At 63.9% G+C, this 17,187-nt stretch carries 14 protein-coding genes; 10 read left to right on the plus strand and 4 right to left on the minus strand.

The genetic code is table 11. The features are described from left to right. Positions 1-127 precede the first annotated feature (127 nt). The 4 genes from J2Y68_RS11920 (at position 128) to J2Y68_RS11935 (ending at position 5,509) form a co-directional block, all read left to right on the plus strand. Positions 128-697 (plus strand): GNAT family N-acetyltransferase, encoded by a 570-nt coding sequence (locus tag J2Y68_RS11920; protein WP_309993678.1) that lies wholly within the window; start codon positions 128-130, stop codon positions 695-697. A 215-nt stretch (positions 698-912) separates the two neighbouring features. Further along, positions 913-1,200 carry an HU family DNA-binding protein gene (locus tag J2Y68_RS11925; RefSeq protein ID WP_309993679.1) on the plus strand — a complete coding sequence of 96 codons (288 nt, stop codon included), beginning with the start codon at positions 913-915 and terminating at the stop codon, positions 1,198-1,200. A 125-nt stretch (positions 1,201-1,325) separates the two neighbouring features. Beyond that, positions 1,326-3,536, plus strand: a complete 2,211-nt coding sequence (locus J2Y68_RS11930; protein ID WP_397334973.1) for a bifunctional copper resistance protein CopD/cytochrome c oxidase assembly protein — start codon at positions 1,326-1,328, stop codon at positions 3,534-3,536. Next, positions 3,536-5,509, plus strand: coding sequence for an NHL domain-containing thioredoxin family protein (locus J2Y68_RS11935; RefSeq protein ID WP_309993680.1), 1,974 nt, complete (start codon positions 3,536-3,538; stop codon positions 5,507-5,509). Before J2Y68_RS11930 ends, J2Y68_RS11935 begins: the two co-directional genes overlap by 1 nt. Positions 5,510-5,668: 159 nt before the next feature. Here the strand turns inward: J2Y68_RS11935 and J2Y68_RS11940 are convergent, their stop codons facing one another. The 4 genes from J2Y68_RS11940 to J2Y68_RS11955 all read right to left on the minus strand — a co-directional run bounded on the left by J2Y68_RS11940 (position 5,669) and on the right by J2Y68_RS11955 (position 10,962). Further along, positions 5,669-6,649 (minus strand): hypothetical protein, encoded by a 981-nt coding sequence (locus J2Y68_RS11940; RefSeq protein ID WP_309993682.1) that lies wholly within the window; start codon positions 6,647-6,649, stop codon positions 5,669-5,671. 151 nt (positions 6,650-6,800) lie between these two features. Further along, on the minus strand, positions 6,801-8,495 hold the full coding sequence (locus J2Y68_RS11945; protein ID WP_309993685.1) for a helicase HerA-like domain-containing protein: 1,695 nt from the start codon (positions 8,493-8,495) through the stop codon (positions 6,801-6,803). 9 nt (positions 8,496-8,504) lie between these two features. Continuing rightward, complete coding sequence (locus tag J2Y68_RS11950) at positions 8,505-9,023, minus strand: GNAT family N-acetyltransferase (protein WP_309993687.1); 519 nt, start codon at positions 9,021-9,023, stop codon at positions 8,505-8,507. Positions 9,024-9,048: 25 nt separating this feature from the next. After that, positions 9,049-10,962, minus strand: a complete 1,914-nt coding sequence (locus J2Y68_RS11955) for an FAD/NAD(P)-binding protein (RefSeq protein ID WP_309993689.1) — start codon at positions 10,960-10,962, stop codon at positions 9,049-9,051. Between the two features lie 288 nt (positions 10,963-11,250). Here J2Y68_RS11955 and J2Y68_RS11960 point away from each other — a divergent pair, with 288 nt between their 5' ends. The 6 genes from J2Y68_RS11960 to J2Y68_RS11985 are packed head-to-tail and all read left to right on the plus strand — an operon-like array spanning position 11,251 to position 17,183. Continuing rightward, positions 11,251-12,216 carry an amino acid ABC transporter permease gene (locus J2Y68_RS11960; RefSeq protein ID WP_309993692.1) on the plus strand — a complete coding sequence of 322 codons (966 nt, stop codon included), beginning with the start codon at positions 11,251-11,253 and terminating at the stop codon, positions 12,214-12,216. Then, complete coding sequence (locus J2Y68_RS11965; protein WP_309993694.1) at positions 12,213-13,127, plus strand: amino acid ABC transporter ATP-binding protein; 915 nt, start codon at positions 12,213-12,215, stop codon at positions 13,125-13,127. Before J2Y68_RS11960 ends, J2Y68_RS11965 begins: the two co-directional genes overlap by 4 nt. Before the next feature lie 10 nt (positions 13,128-13,137). After that, positions 13,138-14,157, plus strand: a complete 1,020-nt coding sequence (locus tag J2Y68_RS11970) for an ABC transporter substrate-binding protein (RefSeq protein ID WP_309993696.1) — start codon at positions 13,138-13,140, stop codon at positions 14,155-14,157. Further along, positions 14,154-15,320 (plus strand): LLM class flavin-dependent oxidoreductase, encoded by a 1,167-nt coding sequence (locus J2Y68_RS11975; protein WP_309993699.1) that lies wholly within the window; start codon positions 14,154-14,156, stop codon positions 15,318-15,320. Before J2Y68_RS11970 ends, J2Y68_RS11975 begins: the two co-directional genes overlap by 4 nt. Then, positions 15,304-16,125: a DUF1684 domain-containing protein gene (locus J2Y68_RS11980; protein ID WP_309993702.1), complete on the plus strand. Its 822-nt coding sequence runs from the start codon at positions 15,304-15,306 to the stop codon at positions 16,123-16,125. Before J2Y68_RS11975 ends, J2Y68_RS11980 begins: the two co-directional genes overlap by 17 nt. After that, on the plus strand, positions 16,122-17,183 hold the full coding sequence (locus tag J2Y68_RS11985) for an LLM class flavin-dependent oxidoreductase (protein WP_309993704.1): 1,062 nt from the start codon (positions 16,122-16,124) through the stop codon (positions 17,181-17,183). The genes J2Y68_RS11980 and J2Y68_RS11985 overlap by 4 nt, the downstream gene beginning before the upstream one ends. The last annotated feature ends 4 nt before the right edge of the window (positions 17,184-17,187 follow it).

Consider the following 17,187-nt stretch of genomic DNA (forward strand, 5'->3'; position numbering starts at 1 on the left):
TACTGCACCCGGGAGGGTGTGGGAGAGTAGGACACCGCCGGACACACATTAACAGGGGAGCCCCGACCACGACGGTCGGGGCTCCACCCATTTAACCCACACAACACAACCCATGTACTGTCATGGGATGAATCTCACCCGGAGCCTCCCTTTTGACGCCACCGGTGCCCCGGCCAGCCACGGGTTGCTGACCCTCCGCCCGTTGGAGTTCCAGGATGCCGGTCCCCTGGCCGCCGCCTACGCACGGAACCGCGACCACTTGGCCCCGTGGGAGCCTCAACGCAGCGACGAGTTCTTCAGCGAAGCTGGTCAGGCTAAAGACGTCGCAATCAAGCTGAACCTGTTCGCAGCCGGCTACGAGGTACCGTGGGTCCTTACCGCGGGTCAAAGGATCATCGGAAGAATCACGCTCTCGGGTCTGGTCCGCGGACCCTTTCTCAGCGCGAATATGGGTTATTGGATTGACCAGGAGTTCACTGGCAAGGGCCTTGCCTCGGCCTCAGTAGGACATGTCCTGACCATGGCTGCGGATGAGCTCGGGCTCCATCGCGTGCAGGCCGCCACCCTGGTCCAGAACATGGCCTCGCAGACGGTACTCAAGAGGTCTGGATTCGAGCGGATCGGGATGGCGCCGGACTATCTGCAGATCGCCGGGGAGTGGCAGGACCACGTCCTGTTCCAACGCATTCTGTTCTGACCGGGCAGGGCAACGGGTCCCAACCCTTGGCGTGGGGTACGCCAAGGGCGTAAACCGGTCCCAAAAACCCCTAAAATCCGGTGATTTTGGTCAAAAAGGCGCGGAAACACGCGGAATTTGCTGGCCATGGCTGCCCAAGCTGGTAAGTTTTCGAACAGTGGCTTGCTCGCATTCCGCTTGAAAGCTCAAAAACGTATGAGTCCAGGAGGACGTAAATGGCTAAGAACCGTAGTGAACTCGTTGCAGAGGTAGCAGGCAAGGCTGGCACCAGCCAGGCAGCAGTCAACTCCGTGCTCGATGCACTGTTCGAAGTTTTCGAGGCTTCTGTCGCCGCTGGCGAAAAGATCACCATCCCGGGCTGGCTCGCAGTTGAGCGCACCGACCGTGCAGCTCGCACCGGCCGCAACCCGCAGACCGGCGAAACCATCCAGATCGCAGCCGGCCACAGCGTCAAGCTGACCGCAGGCTCCAAGCTGAAGGCTGCTGTCGCCAAGAAGAAGTAACTACTCTTCGGCGAACGCCTTGAAGGGACGGCAACCTGTTGGTTGCCGTCCCTTTTGCTGTTAGTTAATGCACATAGCGCCACTTACGATTCGCAGCCCGGCAGCGGGTAGCGGACAATGGATAAGTGCCATCAGCAAGAAGCTCCGCAACTGCCCCTTCGCCCGTTCCCAAGCCGGGACCGCGTGGAGGCGATTCCGTCGCGGGAATTTCCCTGCCGTGGCAATTGGCCGGCTTGGCGGTGTTGTTCCTGGTTCTGACCGCGGCCCTGATCTTCTCCGGAGCTTCGGCGGCCCGGCAAGTCTCCGACCCCGGCGCCTTGGTGCGGTGGGGCCTTCCCATCGCGAAGGCCGTACACAACGTATCTGTGGCCACTGTCATTGGTGGACTGATCTTCGCCGTAGGCATCCTGCCCAAGAACCTCGGCGGATCCCGATCACGTGAAAAGGATCTGGACGCTCCGGAGCATCCCGCGTTTGGCCGGGCACTTGCGGTCGCCGCAGCAGCCGGTGCTGCATGGACGTTGTCGGCCGTAACTGTTCTCGTCCTGACGTATGCGGACGTTGCTGGACAGGGACTTTCGGGAGATGCGGAGTTCACCCGGTCCTTGGTGTACTTCATGACCGACATCGACACCGGTAAGGCGTGGCTCGCCGTCACCATTATCGCCGCGGTGGTAACCACGGCATTGTTCGGCGTCAGGTCTTTGACGGGCCTGGCCTTCACACTGCTTTTGGCCCTCATTGGACTCGTTCCTACTGCCCTTATTGGGCACTCTTCAAGTTCCAGCGACCATGAAGGTGCCATCAACTCACTGGGCCTTCACTTGGTTGGAGTCTCAACATGGGTGGGGGGCATCATCATGCTCGCCGTCCTCTCCGGACTCCTTACGGGTTCGCGAAGCAAGGGGAGCCCGGATATCACGGAGCAGACCCTGCGGCGCTTCTCCGCACTGGCAGGTTTCGCGTTCGTTCTGGTCTTCGCCTCGGGTGTCATCAACGCAGCCATCCGCGTAACCAACCCAGCGGACCTGTTCGGTTCGCCCTACGGCCAGCTGATCGTTGCCAAGGCGCTGGCCACTTTGGTGTTGGGCGGCATTGGTTTCATGCACCGCCAATGGGTCATCCCCCAGCTCGGCAAGAGCGGCTCCATGTCTGCGCGCCGGGTGCTGTGGCAGTTGGTTTTGGTTGAGCTGCTCGTGATGGGTGCGACGTCGGGACTCGCCGTTGCGCTTGGGCGCTCGGCTCCGCCGCAGCCCACCACCTACGCGCCGGACGCGTCGCCGTCGTTCATCCTCTCCGGCTACGAACTGCCACCGGAACTGACCCCCGAGCGGTGGCTCACTGAGTGGCGTTTCGACTGGCTGTGGGTAGGTGTGGCGCTATTTGGCGCGGTCTCCTACATCATGGGCATCGTGAAGGTCCGCAGGCGTGGGGACAAGTGGTCCTGGTTCCGGGCCGTGAACTGGATGATCGGCCTGGTGGTGCTCACGTATATCACTTCCGGCCCACCCGCTGTCTACGGCAGGGTACTGTTTTCCGCGCACATGGTGGACCACATGGCCCTCACCATGGTGGCTCCGATCTTTCTGGTCCTGGGTGCGCCGGTGACCCTCGCCTTGCGCGCTCTCCCTGCCAGGGGCGAAGGCGCCCATGGCTCTCGGGGACTGCGCGAATGGTTGCTGCTGTTTGTCCACTCCAGGTTCTCGCAGATCGTCACCCACCCGCTGTTCGCCGCAGCGAACTTCGCAGGCTCGATCGTTTTGTTCTATTACTCGGATCTCTTCGGCCTGGCGATGCGCGAGCACGTGGGCCACGAGCTCATGAATGTCCACTTCCTGCTAACGGGCTACATTTTTGTGCTCAGCATGATCGGCAGCGATCCCCTGCCACGACGTGCCCCATATCCGATGCGCCTGCTTTTGCTGCTCGCCACCATGGGCTTCCACGCTTTCTTTGGCGTGGCCATCATGGGTGGTACGGGGCTGCTCGCCGCGGACTACTTCGGAAACCTCGGCCGTTCATGGGGGCCGTCGGCCCTGGGAGACCAGCAACTGGGTGGCGCCGTAGCTTGGGGCATCGGCGAAATACCCACGCTGCTGGTCGCAATCGGGGTGGCCGTCATGTGGTCCCGCTCGGATGAGCGGGAGACCCGCAGGGTGGATCGGGCGGCCGATAGGAATAACGACGCCGATCTCAGTGCTTACAACGATATGTTTGCCCGCCTGGCTGATCGCGACGCCAAGATGGCGGGCCGGAGCACGCAACCTACCCGGACAGACACCACTACGGACCCTGCCGGGCAGACTGAACCACATACCAAGCTGGAAGGACGCTGATGAGCGAAACCGTACGCACCCAACTCCGGGTCCGGGCCTCCGAACTGGAGGGCCGCGGCTGGCTCAACACGGGCGGCAAATCACTGGATCTTGAATCCCTGCGGGGAAAGATCGTGCTGCTCGACTTCTGGACCTTCTGCTGCATCAATTGCCTGCACGTCCTGGATGAGCTCCGCCCGCTCGAGGAAAAGTACTCGGATGTCCTGGTGACGGTAGGCGTGCACTCGCCCAAGTTCGAGCATGAGGCCGATCCCGTGGCATTGGCTTCAGCCGTTGAGCGCTACGAAATCCACCACCCGGTCCTGGACGACCCCGAGCTTGCGACGTGGAAGGCCTACACGGCCCGCGCATGGCCCACGCTTGTTGTGGTTGACCCTGAGGGCTACATCGTGGCCCACCTTTCGGGTGAGGGCCACGCCGGCGGCCTCGCCGTGCTGCTGGAGGAGCTCGTAGCCGAGCACGAAGCCAAGGGAACCCTCCATCGCGGCAACGGTCCATACGTGGCTCCAGAGCCGACGTCGGGCACGTTGCGCTTCCCCGGGAAGGCCACCCAACTGGCCAATGGCAACTACCTCGTAGTGGACTCCGGCCACCACCGGCTGGTGGAGCTCCGCCCAGACCTTGAGACCGTGGAGCGCGTTATTGGCTCGGGGACCAAAGGGTACTTGGACGGACGAGCTGAGATCGCCCAGTTCAACGAGCCGCAGGGCGTAGCTGTGCTCCCGTCTGAGCTCGCATGGAAGCTCGGATACGACGCTGTGGTGGCCGATACGGTGAACCACCGGCTGCGTGGCGTGACGCTCAGCTCAGGTTACGTGCAGACCGTCGCGGGTAACGGAGTGCAGCGCCTGCTGGATGCCGGTCCCGCACGCGTGACGGACACTGGTGCCGGTACGTGGTCCGAACACCACGACGACGGTCCGGCCGACTTCGCGGCGGACTCCGTGGACGTAGGAGCGCTGGGACTTGGTGCTGAAGTTTCGCTGTCCTCTCCGTGGGATGTGGTGTGGAGCGGGAAGCTGCAGCGCGTGGTTATCGCCATGGCAGGTACCCACCAGATTTTCGCCTTCGACCCCCTAAGCAGTGAGGTCTCCATCCTTGCCGGTTCCGGGCTTGAGGGCCTGTTGGACGGCAAAGCCGAGGAGGCCTGGTTCGCCCAGTCGTCCGGCCTCGCGATCGATGCGGATGACAACATCTGGGTTGCTGATTCCGAGACGTCGTCCCTGCGCCGGCTGGTTGTCAGCGATTCCGGCGTGACTGTCGAGACCGCAGTGGGGAAGGGGCTGTTCGACTTCGGGTTCCGCGACGGCGATTCCGCTGAGGCGCGTCTTCAGCACCCACTGGGCGTCACGGTTCTCCCTGACGGTTCGGTGGCCATCGCCGATACGTACAACGGTGCCGTTCGCCGGTACGACCCCGCCACCAAGTCTGTGTCCACGTTGGCGAGGGGCCTCGCTGAGCCCAGTGACGTAGTTGTGGTCCAGGTGGAAGGCAGCGAGCCGCTTCTTGTAGTGGTGGAGTCGAACAAGCACCAGCTGGTCCTGGTTCCCATCCCGAAGGAAGCCCAGCAAGTGGACGAGGGCGCGTCGCAAACGCACCGCCCCAAGAGCCCCGTCACGCCGGGAAACCTTGAGCTGGCAGTGCGTTTCAAGGCTCCCACGGGCCAGAAGCTTGACGACCGTTGGGGCGACCCGACGCAGTTGAAAATCTCCTCCACACCGCCGGAACTGCTGGTCTCCGGTGGAGGAACGTCGGTGGGCTTGCTCCGCACCCTTGAACTGTCAGCGGACGTCCCAGAGGGAATCCTTCACATCACGGCCCGCGCCGCGGCTTGCGATGGCCCCGAGACAGAGGACGGCGAGATCCCGGATCACGCAGCCTGCCACCTCTACCAACAGGACTGGGGCATCCCGGTGGTCCTGCAGGCTGACGGTGAATCGGAGCTGGTGCTGGACTTGCGAGGAATGGACTAGGTTGCCGGATAGTCCCGGGTCTGCCCCTGAGGGTGGACCCGGGCCATTCCCGTTTAAGCCACTCAGTTAGCAGATTCAGGCGATCCAGTTCAGCAGTGCCCAGCAAATCCGCCAGGCGTGGAGGCCGAAAACGTGCGCGACGTAGAAACCCGGTAAACCCTAGAACGTCAGGAGTGGCGTCACGGTGACAGTGTCGCCGGAGATGTCCAACTGGGTGGTGAAGCTGAAGTCGTGCTCGACGCTGAGGTCTTTGCCGTAGCCCGTGAAGAGGTCGATTTCGCGGGCGGTCAACGTCGCCTTGCCGTTCAGGGGCGCCACAACCCACTTGCCGCCAAAGGGCTCAATGGTGATCTTGGGGTATTCCGTAATGGCCCACTTGATGGTTCCGTCCACTACCCGCGCGTTGCTGACATGGTAGAAGGGGCAGTCCGGCTGCAGTCGCTGCTGTTCCGTGGCCTGGGCCGCGCACGTGTCCAGGAATTCCCGGACTTTGCCCGCAACGGCTTCATTCATGGCTTTCGTGGACCGGGTCTGCAGGTTCAGGGGCGCTTGGCCGCCGTCGCGGGAGGACACGAGGGCGGAAGCCGGCGGAGCCTCGAAATAGGTGCCGTTCAGGCTTGCTTCGTATTTGCCGGGGAAGAAAACGGCGAAGGTGTTGCGGCCGTTGGGCATGTTGACGGGGACGCCGTTGAGCGTTGCTTCGCTGGCATTCACCACGGTGACGTCAATGGTGGGCAGGGTGGTGGGCACGAAGGCCCACTTGGTGAAGAACAGCCACTGGGTTCCGGTCCGCTCCATCAGGAACTCGGTGTGGAGGCGGTTGCCGTCCAGGGTGTATTCCACGGGTACGGCCATCCGGTTGCTGCCACGCGCTTCGGGGTTCCCCACCTTGACGTCTGACATCTTGGAGGCGGCGGTTTGTAGCGCAGTTCCGTCCAGCATTGCGGCGTTGGCGCTGGGAACTTTGGCCCTCAGCAGTCCCAGCGCTTCTTCGCCTTCGCCCTTTTGCAGGGCTTGCAGGTATTCCTTGACGGGCTGCTGGGGGCTGGCCACCGAGGAGCTCACCAGGTTGATGCAGACGATGGCTCCGGCGGCAGCAAGCATTAGACCGAGCAGCCACCCGGCTGCGGTCTTGACCATCGCTTGACTCAACTGCACGCCCTTTACGTTACCTGCCGCAGCCGCAATCACTGTGCACGAAGGCGTCGGAACGTCTTATATCCACCGTTTGGAGAAGGCACGACGGCGGGCGGCAGCGATGCATGCCGCCGCCCGGGGCCGCTGGACAGGGCTAGCGACGCCGACGCGACGAGGTGCCGAAGACTCCGCGCATGAGGTCGCGGCCGAGCTGGGTGCCCATGGAGCGGACCATGCTCTTGAGGCCACCGCCCAATGCGCCTCCCAAGGCGCCGGCTATGTCGCCGAACATCCCGTCCTGTGGGGCGGGCGCGGGAGCCGGGGCAGGGGCTGGCGGGGCCGGGTAGGACTCAGGGGTGGAAGCCCGCGAGCTTGGACGGCCCAGGATTTCCTCCTCGATACGGCGGGCTTCGGCGTCGATGTCTGCCTGCGATGCTCCCGTAGCGGATGAGGGAACAGGAGGCAGGCCCGGTGCGGGGTCGCCTGTGGGGGCAGCGACCTGGCCGTTCAGCTTCTCGTACGCGGAGACGTTGTCCACCGCGGTGCCGTATTTGACCAGCAACGAGGACGCAGCCACGGTGCTCCGGATGAGCTCGTCAGTACTGGGTCCCATGACGGATTCCGGCGCCCGGAGCCGGGTCAGGGCAACCGGCGTGGGAGCGCCTTTTTCGTTCATGACGGTGATGACGGCTTCGCCGATGCCAGCTGAGGTGAGTGTCTTTTCCAGGTCGTAGTCGCTGACCGGGAACGTGGACACGGTTGCCTTCAGCGCCTTGGCGTCCTCGGGGGTGAACGCCCGCAAGGCGTGTTGCACCCTGTTGGCGAGCTGGCCCAGGATGTCGGCGGGAACGTCTTTGGGTGTTTGTGTGACGAAGAAGATGCCCACGCCCTTGGACCGGATGAGCCGGACCGTGGTGGTGATGGCTTCAAGGAAGGCCTTGGAAGCGTCGTTGAAGAGCAGGTGTGCCTCGTCCAGGAAGAAGACGAGCTTGGGCTTGTCCAGGTCGCCGGCTTCGGGCAGGTCTTCGAAGAGGTCGGCGAGGAGCCACATCAGGAAGGTTGAAAACAGCAGAGGCTTGGTCTGCAGCGTGGGGAGCTCCAGGCAGCTGACCACTCCGCGGCCGTCGGGTGCCGTGCGGAGCAGCTCGGCGGTATCGAACTCCGGTTCGCCGAAGAATTTCTCCATGCCCTGCGCTTCCAACCCCACCAGTTCGCGCAGGATCACACCGGCCGTGGCTTTGGAGAGGCCGCCCAGGTTCTCGAGTTCGGCTTTGCCTTCGTCCGAGGTGAGGAACTGGATGACGGCGCGGAGGTCCTTGAGGTCGATCAGTTCAAGGTTCTTCTGGTCGGCGAAGTGGAAGATCAGCTGGAGGCTGGATTCCTGGGTGTCGTTGAGGTCCATGATGCGGGAGAGCAGTATGGGCCCGAACGAGGTGATGGTGGCGCGGACCGGGATGCCGTTCCCGTCCCCGCCGAGTGAGAGGAACTCCACCGGGAAGTTCTTGGCTTCCCACTGCTGGCCCAGCGCGGACGTGCGGGCCGTCAGCTTCTCACTCCCGGTGGCGGGCGTGGCCAGCCCGGACAGATCGCCCTTGATGTCTGCAAGGAAAACCGGGACGCCCGCCGTCGAGAGCTGCTCGGCAATCATGTGGAGGGTGACGGTTTTGCCGGTACCGGTGGCTCCGGCCACCAGGCCATGCCGGTTCATCATGGCCAGCGGGAGCCGGACCTGTGCTTCCTTGTGGACTTCGCCGTCCACGATCGCGGCGCCAAGCTCAATGGTGGCACCTTCCAAGGTGTACCCCTGCTGGATGGTGGCGAGTTTTTCGGCAGTGCTTTTGTTGGCCATGCGCATAGCTTAGCTGCGCGGGGCAAGATCCTTGCTGAACGCCAAATGCATGATTTCCTCGGGGTCCGCGTCGAGGTCGAACAGCGCCGTGTACCCCGTGGCCAGGTACAGGTTTTTCGCTTCCGGCTGGCGGGGTCCCGTGGTCAGATAGAGCTTGGCGTAGCCGCGGCGCCGGGCCTCGGCTTCGAGCTCGACGAGAACCCGCCGTGCCAATCCGCGACGGCGATGGGAGGAGTGGGTCCAAATCCTCTTGAGCTCGGCTGTGTCCTGGTCATAGCGGCGGAAGGCGCCGCCGGCCACGGATTCACCGTTCTCCTGGATGATGATGAGCGCACCGTGCGGGGCCGCGAACTCTTCGGCGGGGTACCGGTTAAGTTCCTCGGCCGCGCCCTCGCTGCTGAACAGATCCCCATAACGTGCCTCGTATTCGACGGCGAGCTCGTCCAGGAGCGGGCGGACTCGGGGATCGTCCATGGGCAGGCTTAGGACGGTGAGGCCCGACGTCGGGAGGGTCGGCGAAGTGGTCATGTCATGCCTTTCGTGGGTGGAACCCCTAGTTGGGTTGGAGCGCTGGGACGGCGGCAACCGTGGACAGGATCCTCCGTGCCAGGGCGTCGTTTTCCCGGAACGGAGCTGCGTTGGTGTTGGGACGGGCAAAGGCGCCCGCGCCCCACCCCGACGTCCAAGGTCCCACCGCAAACAAACCCTTCTGTGGAATACCAACAGGGGACAATACTTCGTGATTCCCGGAGACCAGGAGTTTCCCCGTGGAGTGGGCTCCTGCGGAGGTGAGCAGCCGCTGTTCGGTGCCCCATCCGGCGTCGTGCAGGTGCAGCAGGGCCGGGTTGGCGGACCGCTCCACCGAGGCCGAAGGCAGCCGTGCCTCGATGTAGGCGGACGCGTCCACCACCACCGGCGACTGGAAGGAGCCTGCAACGAACCGTCCGAGGGTTTCATCAGCGCGCACCCACATACCCGGGCCCAGGAACTTCAGGAGTCCGGCCCTGTGCAGCGCGAGCATCTCACGGAGGCGGTGGGAAGGGGGCCCGGAGTCAACGAAGCTGAAGAAACCGTGCCACCAGCCGTGGATCGCCTGCTGGGAGCGGGCGTTGAGCCGCTCCTGCGGGACAAGCCGGCCGAGATCCATGTACACAAACAGCAGCGCGGTGAACAACGCGAGGGTTTCCGAGTGGTCGCTGCTGGTGCGGAGGTTGAGGTCGTTCTGGATGTACGCGGCAACGGAGCGCTGCACCGCGTCGTGGTCTGCGAAAGCGCATCCGCTCAATGGGTGGTCAAGTTTCTCCAGGTCCAGGCGGAGTGCCGGATCAGGGACAGACACGGCCACCAGTTCTTCCCGCGCGGAGCTGTACCAGGGGGCGGCGTCAAAATGGGTTTCGAAGCTTTCCCACGTCCCCAGCACCCGTGATGGGTAGCCGGTGAACAGTTCCCGGTAGTAGGCGTAGCCGGCATCCTTGGCGATGAGCGGCCACAGCTGCGTCCGGAAATCGAGCTCCTGATGCTCTGCCAGCAACGCCTGGACAGCCTCCGCAGTGAAATATCGGGGACGGGCAACCGGCTCACCGCGCAGCTCAGAGGAGATCTTGGAGTGATACGGCACCCCACGCCGCGACCCTGCCCAGACCCGTGGCTCGGCGCCGGAGGGAACGTAGTCAAGATCGCCGTCGGGCCTTTCCTCGAAACGTCCACCGCGGCCCTGGAACAACAGCACCAACAGGTCAACGAACGCGAGCCCCATTCCGGAGACGATCACGTCCTGGCCTGCCTCCACGGCGGAGTAGTCCACATCCGTGGTGTACGACGGCGGCGCATGGAACCCGCCATGCGTGGCAGCGAAGTCGCTGAGGCGGGCGGACTCAGGATCCAGCAAAGAGTCGGTGTGGCCCAATGCGTAAACCACGACGTCGGCAATCACCTCAGCGCCTGAAGCCAGCCTCAGGTGGTGGGAACCGTCGTCGGAAAGGCGTTCGACGGCCGTTGCCGTGTCCTGGTGGACCGTGACCGTCACGTCTGGGCCGAGGGAGGAGACGGCCCTGCGGAAGAACCACTCAAGGTACTTGCTCTGGAGCTGGCGGGAGGGGAAGGACGCAGGAGTCAGCGAGCGGAGCTGGTCGAGCAGGTGCGGCTCCAGGGCAGGAATGTCCCGGATGGTGCCGTCCAGCACACCCGCAGCCCAGGTAGAGAGGCCCGGGCCATCAACCGTTGGACCGTCGCAGGCCACCGAAGCGTCCGTGAACATGGTGACGTCTGCGGCTGTTGAGTTGAGCAGCAGGCCGGGGTCCTGGTCGTAACGCCAGATCCTGCCCGAGCCCGGCTGGTGTGGCTCGATCACGTGGATGTCCAACGGACCATCGAACAGCGATGGGCGGTTGGCGGCGAGCCGTTCGAGGACGCCGGCCGTGCGCGGGCCGCCGCCAACAAAGGCGACGGCTGGAACTCGTGACGGCATGGGATCTCCTGGCAAACAGTGGTTGGTGCAGTCCAATCTAGGTACCCCCGGGCACGCCGGTCGAGGAGCGGGTAACGGCCGTTCACTACGCGTCACACCGCGTTAAAGCAGGCAAAGAAGAGACGCATTTGACGGTTGGTGAAGGAATTTGTGACGCCATGCGAAGCCCCGAGAAGTCGCGCTAAGCCGGGTGAAGAAGTGCAAATTGCTGCCTTGCTGGCGGCTTCGGCGCGCCCATAGATTGGCAGCCATCCAATAGACAACAACCGAACTGAAATGAGGTGGCGCATGAGTGCAATCGCACCGCCTGCCACGGCGGACACCGCACCGCCCACCCCGGATTACTCCGAGTACAAGCTGGTCCCGGCCCGTCACCCGTGGCGTTGGGTGGGCACGGTGCTGGTTGCGGCCGGAGTAGCCGCCATCGCATGGTCGCTGGTGACCAACCCCCGCTGGGAGTGGGGCGTGGTGGCCCAGTGGTTCACCGCCCAGTCGGTAGTCAACGGACTCATCGAGACCCTCAAGCTCACGGCGATCTCCGGTGTCCTGGGGTTCGTCCTCGGTTTCATCCTGGCCCTCATGCGCCTGTCTGCCTCGCCGCTGCTGGTCTCGGTGTCCTGGACGTTCTCCTGGATCTTCCGCTCCACCCCGCTGCTGGTCCAGCTCCTCCTTTGGTACAACCTGGGCTACCTTTACGAGAAGATCAGCCTGGGCATCCCCTTCACGGACGTCCGCTTCTTCGAAGCCCAGACCACCACGCTCATCAGCCAGTTCGCGGCTGCCGTGCTTGGCCTCACACTGAACCAGGCCGCCTACTCCGCCGAGATCATCCGCGGCGGCATCCTCTCCGTTGACCAAGGCCAGCTGGAAGCAGCGTCCGCTTTGGGCATCCCGGCGTGGAAGCGTTCCACCCGGATCGTGCTGCCCCAAGCCATGCGCGCCATCCTGCCCAACGCCTTCAACGAGATCATTGGCTTGGTCAAGGGCACCTCGATCGTCTACGTCCTGGCCTACTCCGAGCTTTTCTACACCGTCCAGGTCATCTACAACCGGACCCAGCAGGTGCTGCCGCTGCTTCTGGTGGCCACCCTCTGGTACGTGGTGATCACTTCCGTGCTGAGCGTCTTCCAGTACTACATTGAGCGCCACTTCTCCAAAGGCGCCCTCCGGACCCTGCCGCTCACGCCGCTGCAGAAGGCCCGGAAGTTCTTCGCCACCCACGTTGCCGCTTCTCCCACGAAGGACGCCCGATGAGCATCATCGCAGCACGCAAAGAATCCGCGAAGGCCGCCGAAGCCGAAGGCAAAATGCAAGGCAAAACGCAAGGCAAAACCCCGGACGGAACCCAAGCTGCCGCCGTCGCCGCGTCCGCGGACACCACAGCAACCCGTGGGCAGGTGGATATCACCAACGTCCGGAAGTCCTTCGGCGCCACCGAGGTCCTCAAAGGTGTTTCCCTCTCCGTACGGCCTGGTGGCGTGGCTGTGATCGTTGGACCGTCCGGATCGGGCAAGTCCACGCTCCTGCGAACCATCAACCACCTCGAAAAGGTTGACGGCGGCTACATCACCATCGACGGTGAACTGGTGGGCTACGAGGTCCGTGGAAACAAACTCCACGAACTGCGCGAGAAGGACATCCTCAAGCAGCGCACCAATATTGGCATGGTGTTCCAGAGCCTAAACCTGTTCCCGCACCTCACGGCCCTCGAGAACGTCATCGAGGCACCGATCGTGGCGCAGAAGCGCTCCAAGGCCGAAGCCCGGAAGCGTGGCTTGGAACTCCTGGACCGGGTGGGCCTGAAGGACCGCGCCGACGCCTACCCTCGCCAGCTCTCCGGTGGCCAGCAGCAGCGCGTCGCAATTGCCCGTGCGTTGGCGCTCGATCCGAAGATCCTGCTTTTCGATGAGCCCACTTCCGCCCTGGACCCTGAACTGGTCAACGAGGTCCTTGACGTTATCCGGGAGCTGGCCAAGTCCGGCACCACGCTGATCATCGTGACCCACGAGATGGGCTTTGCCCGTGACGTGGCAGACACCGTGGTGTTCATGGATGACGGGCTGATCATCGAATCCGGCTCACCCCAGGACATCTTCGCCAACCCGCGCGAGGAACGCACCCGGAGCTTCTTCTCCAAAGTCATCGAACCAGCTTTCAACATCTAGGACTCCCTCCATGCTTCGCAAGACCCACGCCTTCGCCGCACATGAAACCACGCTGCGTCCCACCAAAACCAAGCTCCTGGCACTCGCTGTACTTCCGGCCGTCGTGCTTCCTGTCTTGGCCGGGTGCTCCGATCCCGGGGCGTCGGCTGCCAAGCCTGAATCGGAAGCTGCGAAGAACGGCATTGTGTACAACACCTCCGTTGACCAGAACCGGATCCGCGATGAGAAGGATGCCGCAGCGGCAGCCAAGGTTCCGGCTGCCATCTCCAAGGACGGCAAACTGACAGTGGCCACCACGGCCGGCTCCATCCCGCTGTCCTTCCACGCAACGGATGACAAGACGCCTATCGGCGTTGAGGTGGACATCGCCCAGCTCGTGGCCGACAAGCTCGGACTGGAACTGGACGTGCAGGTGACGTCGTGGGAGAACTGGCCGCTCAAGACGCAGTCCGGTGACTTCGAGGCCGTGTTCTCCAACGTGGGCATCAACGCTGCCCGCGTGAAGCTGTTCGATTTCTCCACGTACCGTGCCGCCTACATGGGCTTTGAAGCGAAGAAGAGCTCCAGCTACGACATCAAGGGTTCGGATGACATTTCCGGGTTGAAGATCTCCGTGGGCTCCGGCACCAACCAGGAAAAAATCCTGCTGGCTTGGAACAAGGAACTCGAATCGAAGGGCAAAGCGCCAGCCACGTTGCAGTACTACTCCTCCGACGCCGACACCATCCTGGCGCTCTCATCCGGCCGCACGGACTTGAACCTCGCTCCCTACCCGTCCGTGACGTACCGTGAAAACACCCGCGACGACCTCAAAGTGGTGGGCAAAGTCAATGCCGGCTGGCCCGCTGAAACCCTGGTCGCCGCCACCACGCTCAAGGGCAACGGACTGGCCCCGGCCATCACGGACGCATTGAACTCCACCATCAAGGACGGCTCCTATGCCAAGGTCCTGGAACGCTGGGGCCTCTCCGAGGAGGCCGTGACGGAATCGAAGACCGTCACAGAAGCGACGTTTGGTACCGGCAAATGAAGTTCCAGGTCCTTGACATCATTCCGCACCTGAAGAATCCGGTGACGGGGGACATCGTCTCCACTGCTGATCGGCTCAACCAGGTAGTGGAGACAGCCCGCCGCGCGGAGGAGCTCGGCTTCGACAGCTTCGCCGTCGGGGAACGCCACGCCGGTGAGTTCGTCTCGTCATCCCCGACGACGGTCCTCGCCGCGATCGCGGCCGTCACCACCCGCATCCGCCTCCAGACCGGGGTCACAGTGCTCTCCGTGCTGGATCCCGTGCGGGTAGCCGAGGACTACGCCACGATCGACCAGCTGAGCCGCGGACGTCTGGAATTGGTGATCGGCAAGGGCAACGAGGTCCTCCAGTACCCGTTGTTCGGCCTGTCCTTGGACGATCAATGGGAGCTGTTGGCCGAAAAGTACGCGTTGCTGCGGACGCTGTGGCGCAAGGAAAGCGTCACCTGGTCCGGTCGCTTCCGTCCCGCCCTTACCGAACCAACGACGACGACGCCACGCCCCTTTGCGGGGTCGCCCCGGATTTGGCACGGCTCGGCTACAACCCTGACATCAGCTGCGCTCGCCGCCAAGTGGGGCGATCCACTGTTTGCGGCCAACGCCATCCAGCCGCGGGAAAACTACAAGGTCCTGATCGACCACTACCGGGAAGAGTACGAGCGCCACGGCCATGATCCACGGCACCAATACCTTGGCTCGGGCAGCGGCGCAGGTGGAGTGTTCATCGCGGACACCACCCAGGAAGCCATCCGGCAGTACGGTCCCGTGTATGAGGGCCTGACCGCCGGGCGCAACGTTCCAGGGAACAACTCGCCTTTCCGGGATATCCAGCACGCAGTCGCCGAGGGCCCGGCGTTAGTGGGCAGCCCGGAACAGGTGATTGACAAGATCCTCAGCTACCACTCCTTGTACAGCCACGATCTCCAGTCGATCTCCCTGCCCACCACCCTGCCCTTCGAACAGCAACTCGAGATCCTGGAGCGGTTTGCATTCGAGGTCATCCCGGCCGTCCGCGCCGCAGCCCCTACCACTCTGTGGGAAACCGGGGATCCTTTCGGTGGCCGACCGGAATCTGCCGGAGCCACCGAACCCGACGCCGCAGCAACAGTCACCGCCGACCACGCCTTCAACAGGACGGACAACGCCCATGTCTTTGCACACTGAAACAGCACTCGAATCCTTTAGCGAGGAATGGCAGGAATGGCACGCCGCCCACGAGCGCAACCGGGCTCACCCGCACGGCTTCCTCGCAGTAACCCACCTGCACTGGCTCAGCAGCGAGGCGACCCGGCTGGAAGGTGCGCCTGGCATCTGGAGTGCAGATGACGACGTCGTAAGCGTTGTCCTGGAACCGGGCGAAAGCCTGGAGCGGGACGGTGTCCAGCTCAGCGGCAGCGTAGCGTTGGGTCCCATCGAGGAACGGGGCGGGATCAACCTGGTTTCCGGCGACACCGTGATCGAGGTTGCCAAGCGGGGCGGCGAGTACATCGTGCGGCCGCGGAATCCCGACAACCAACTGCTGAAGCAGTATCAGGGGACGCCCGCCTACACGCCCAACGCTGCCTTCGCGGTGTCCGGCTTCTTCGTGCCGTTCGAGACACCGCGCGCAACCACGGTGGGTGCCGCCGTCGAAGGTATCCAGCACGTGTACGAAGCCCCGGGCGAGATCCGCTTCAAGCTTGCCGGCGAGGAGTTGGCGCTGACTGCGTTCAACGGCTACGCGCCGGGCTCCCTGTCCGTGCTGTTCACCGACCAGACCTCGGGCAACACCACCTACGCGGCCAACCGCTCGCTGTCCGTGGTTGCCGCCGCTGATGGCTCCGTGCAGCTCGACTTCAACCGCGCAGTGAACCTGCCGTGCGCCTACACCGACCTCGCAACCTGCCCGCTGCCGCCGGCCGAAAACCGGCTTCCTGTGGCTATCGAAGCCGGCGAAAAGATCCCCTACGAACGTCAGGACCAGAAGTGAGCAGCAACAACAACCAAGCCGGGTTCCTGGCCATCGAATTGGACGGGGCGGGCTACAGGAACCTCGCCGCTGCCGTCCTCGCCGCCGAGTCCGCCGGATTCCACGTGGCAACATTCAAAGACGCACCCGCCGCGGGTCGGGTCAACGCACTACAACGGGCAGCTTTCGCCGGGCCCATCACGCGCACCATCGCTGTAGTGCCGGAAGTGGACACCGTCTATACGGAGCCGTTCCACATTTCCACTCAGCTTGCCAGCCTGGACTACGTCTCCGGTGGGCGTGCCGGCTGGATCGCTACCGCAGCGGAATCGCCCGAGGCGGCCGCCGCCGTCGGACGCGCCTTTGTTGAAGGTGACGTCCTGGCGCAGGAAGCTGCCGCCGCCATCGAGGTGGGCCGCCGTTTGTGGGATTCCTGGGAGGACGACGCCGTCATCCGCGACGTCGCGACCGGGCGTTACATCGACGTCGACAAACTGCACTACGTCGACTTTGAAACACCCGCGGACTTTGCCGGGACGCCTTATTCGGTAAAGGGCCCCTCCATCATCCCGAGGCCCCTCCAGGGCCAGCTGCCCGTGCTCGCTGCGGCGTCGCTGGTAGGCGAGGGCCTGGTCCCCGTGGATGCTGTCGACGCAGTCCTCGTCTCCGCGCCTACCGCGGAGCTGCTGGCTGCCGAGATCCGGGACGTGCGGGCCCGGCTTGGTGCCGCTGTTGCGGTCGTTGCGGAGCTCGACGTCGTCCTGGACTCGCGCGGGCAGGACGCCGCAGCGCGCTTGGCGGCTTCCACGGAAAGCGGACGTGCGCGGTTCGCTGGCACCGCAGCCGACCTGACGGAACTTCTGGACTCGCTTCTTCAGGAGGCCGACGGCGTTCGCGTCCACCCCGCTGAGGTGGACGTGGACCTGGAGGAACTGTCACGTCTGGTCCTTCCGGAACTCAGGCGCCGTGGTTCGCTGCGGGCGCCCATCCAGGACGGGTCGTTCCGCGACGTGCTGGGGCTGGGGCCGGCGGAGAACCGCTATTCGACATCTGCCGCGGCTACCGCCGCCGGAAAGTAGGGGA

Source organism: Paenarthrobacter nitroguajacolicus (assembly GCF_031455195.1).
Lineage (GTDB): Bacteria > Actinomycetota > Actinomycetes > Actinomycetales > Micrococcaceae > Arthrobacter > Arthrobacter nitroguajacolicus_D.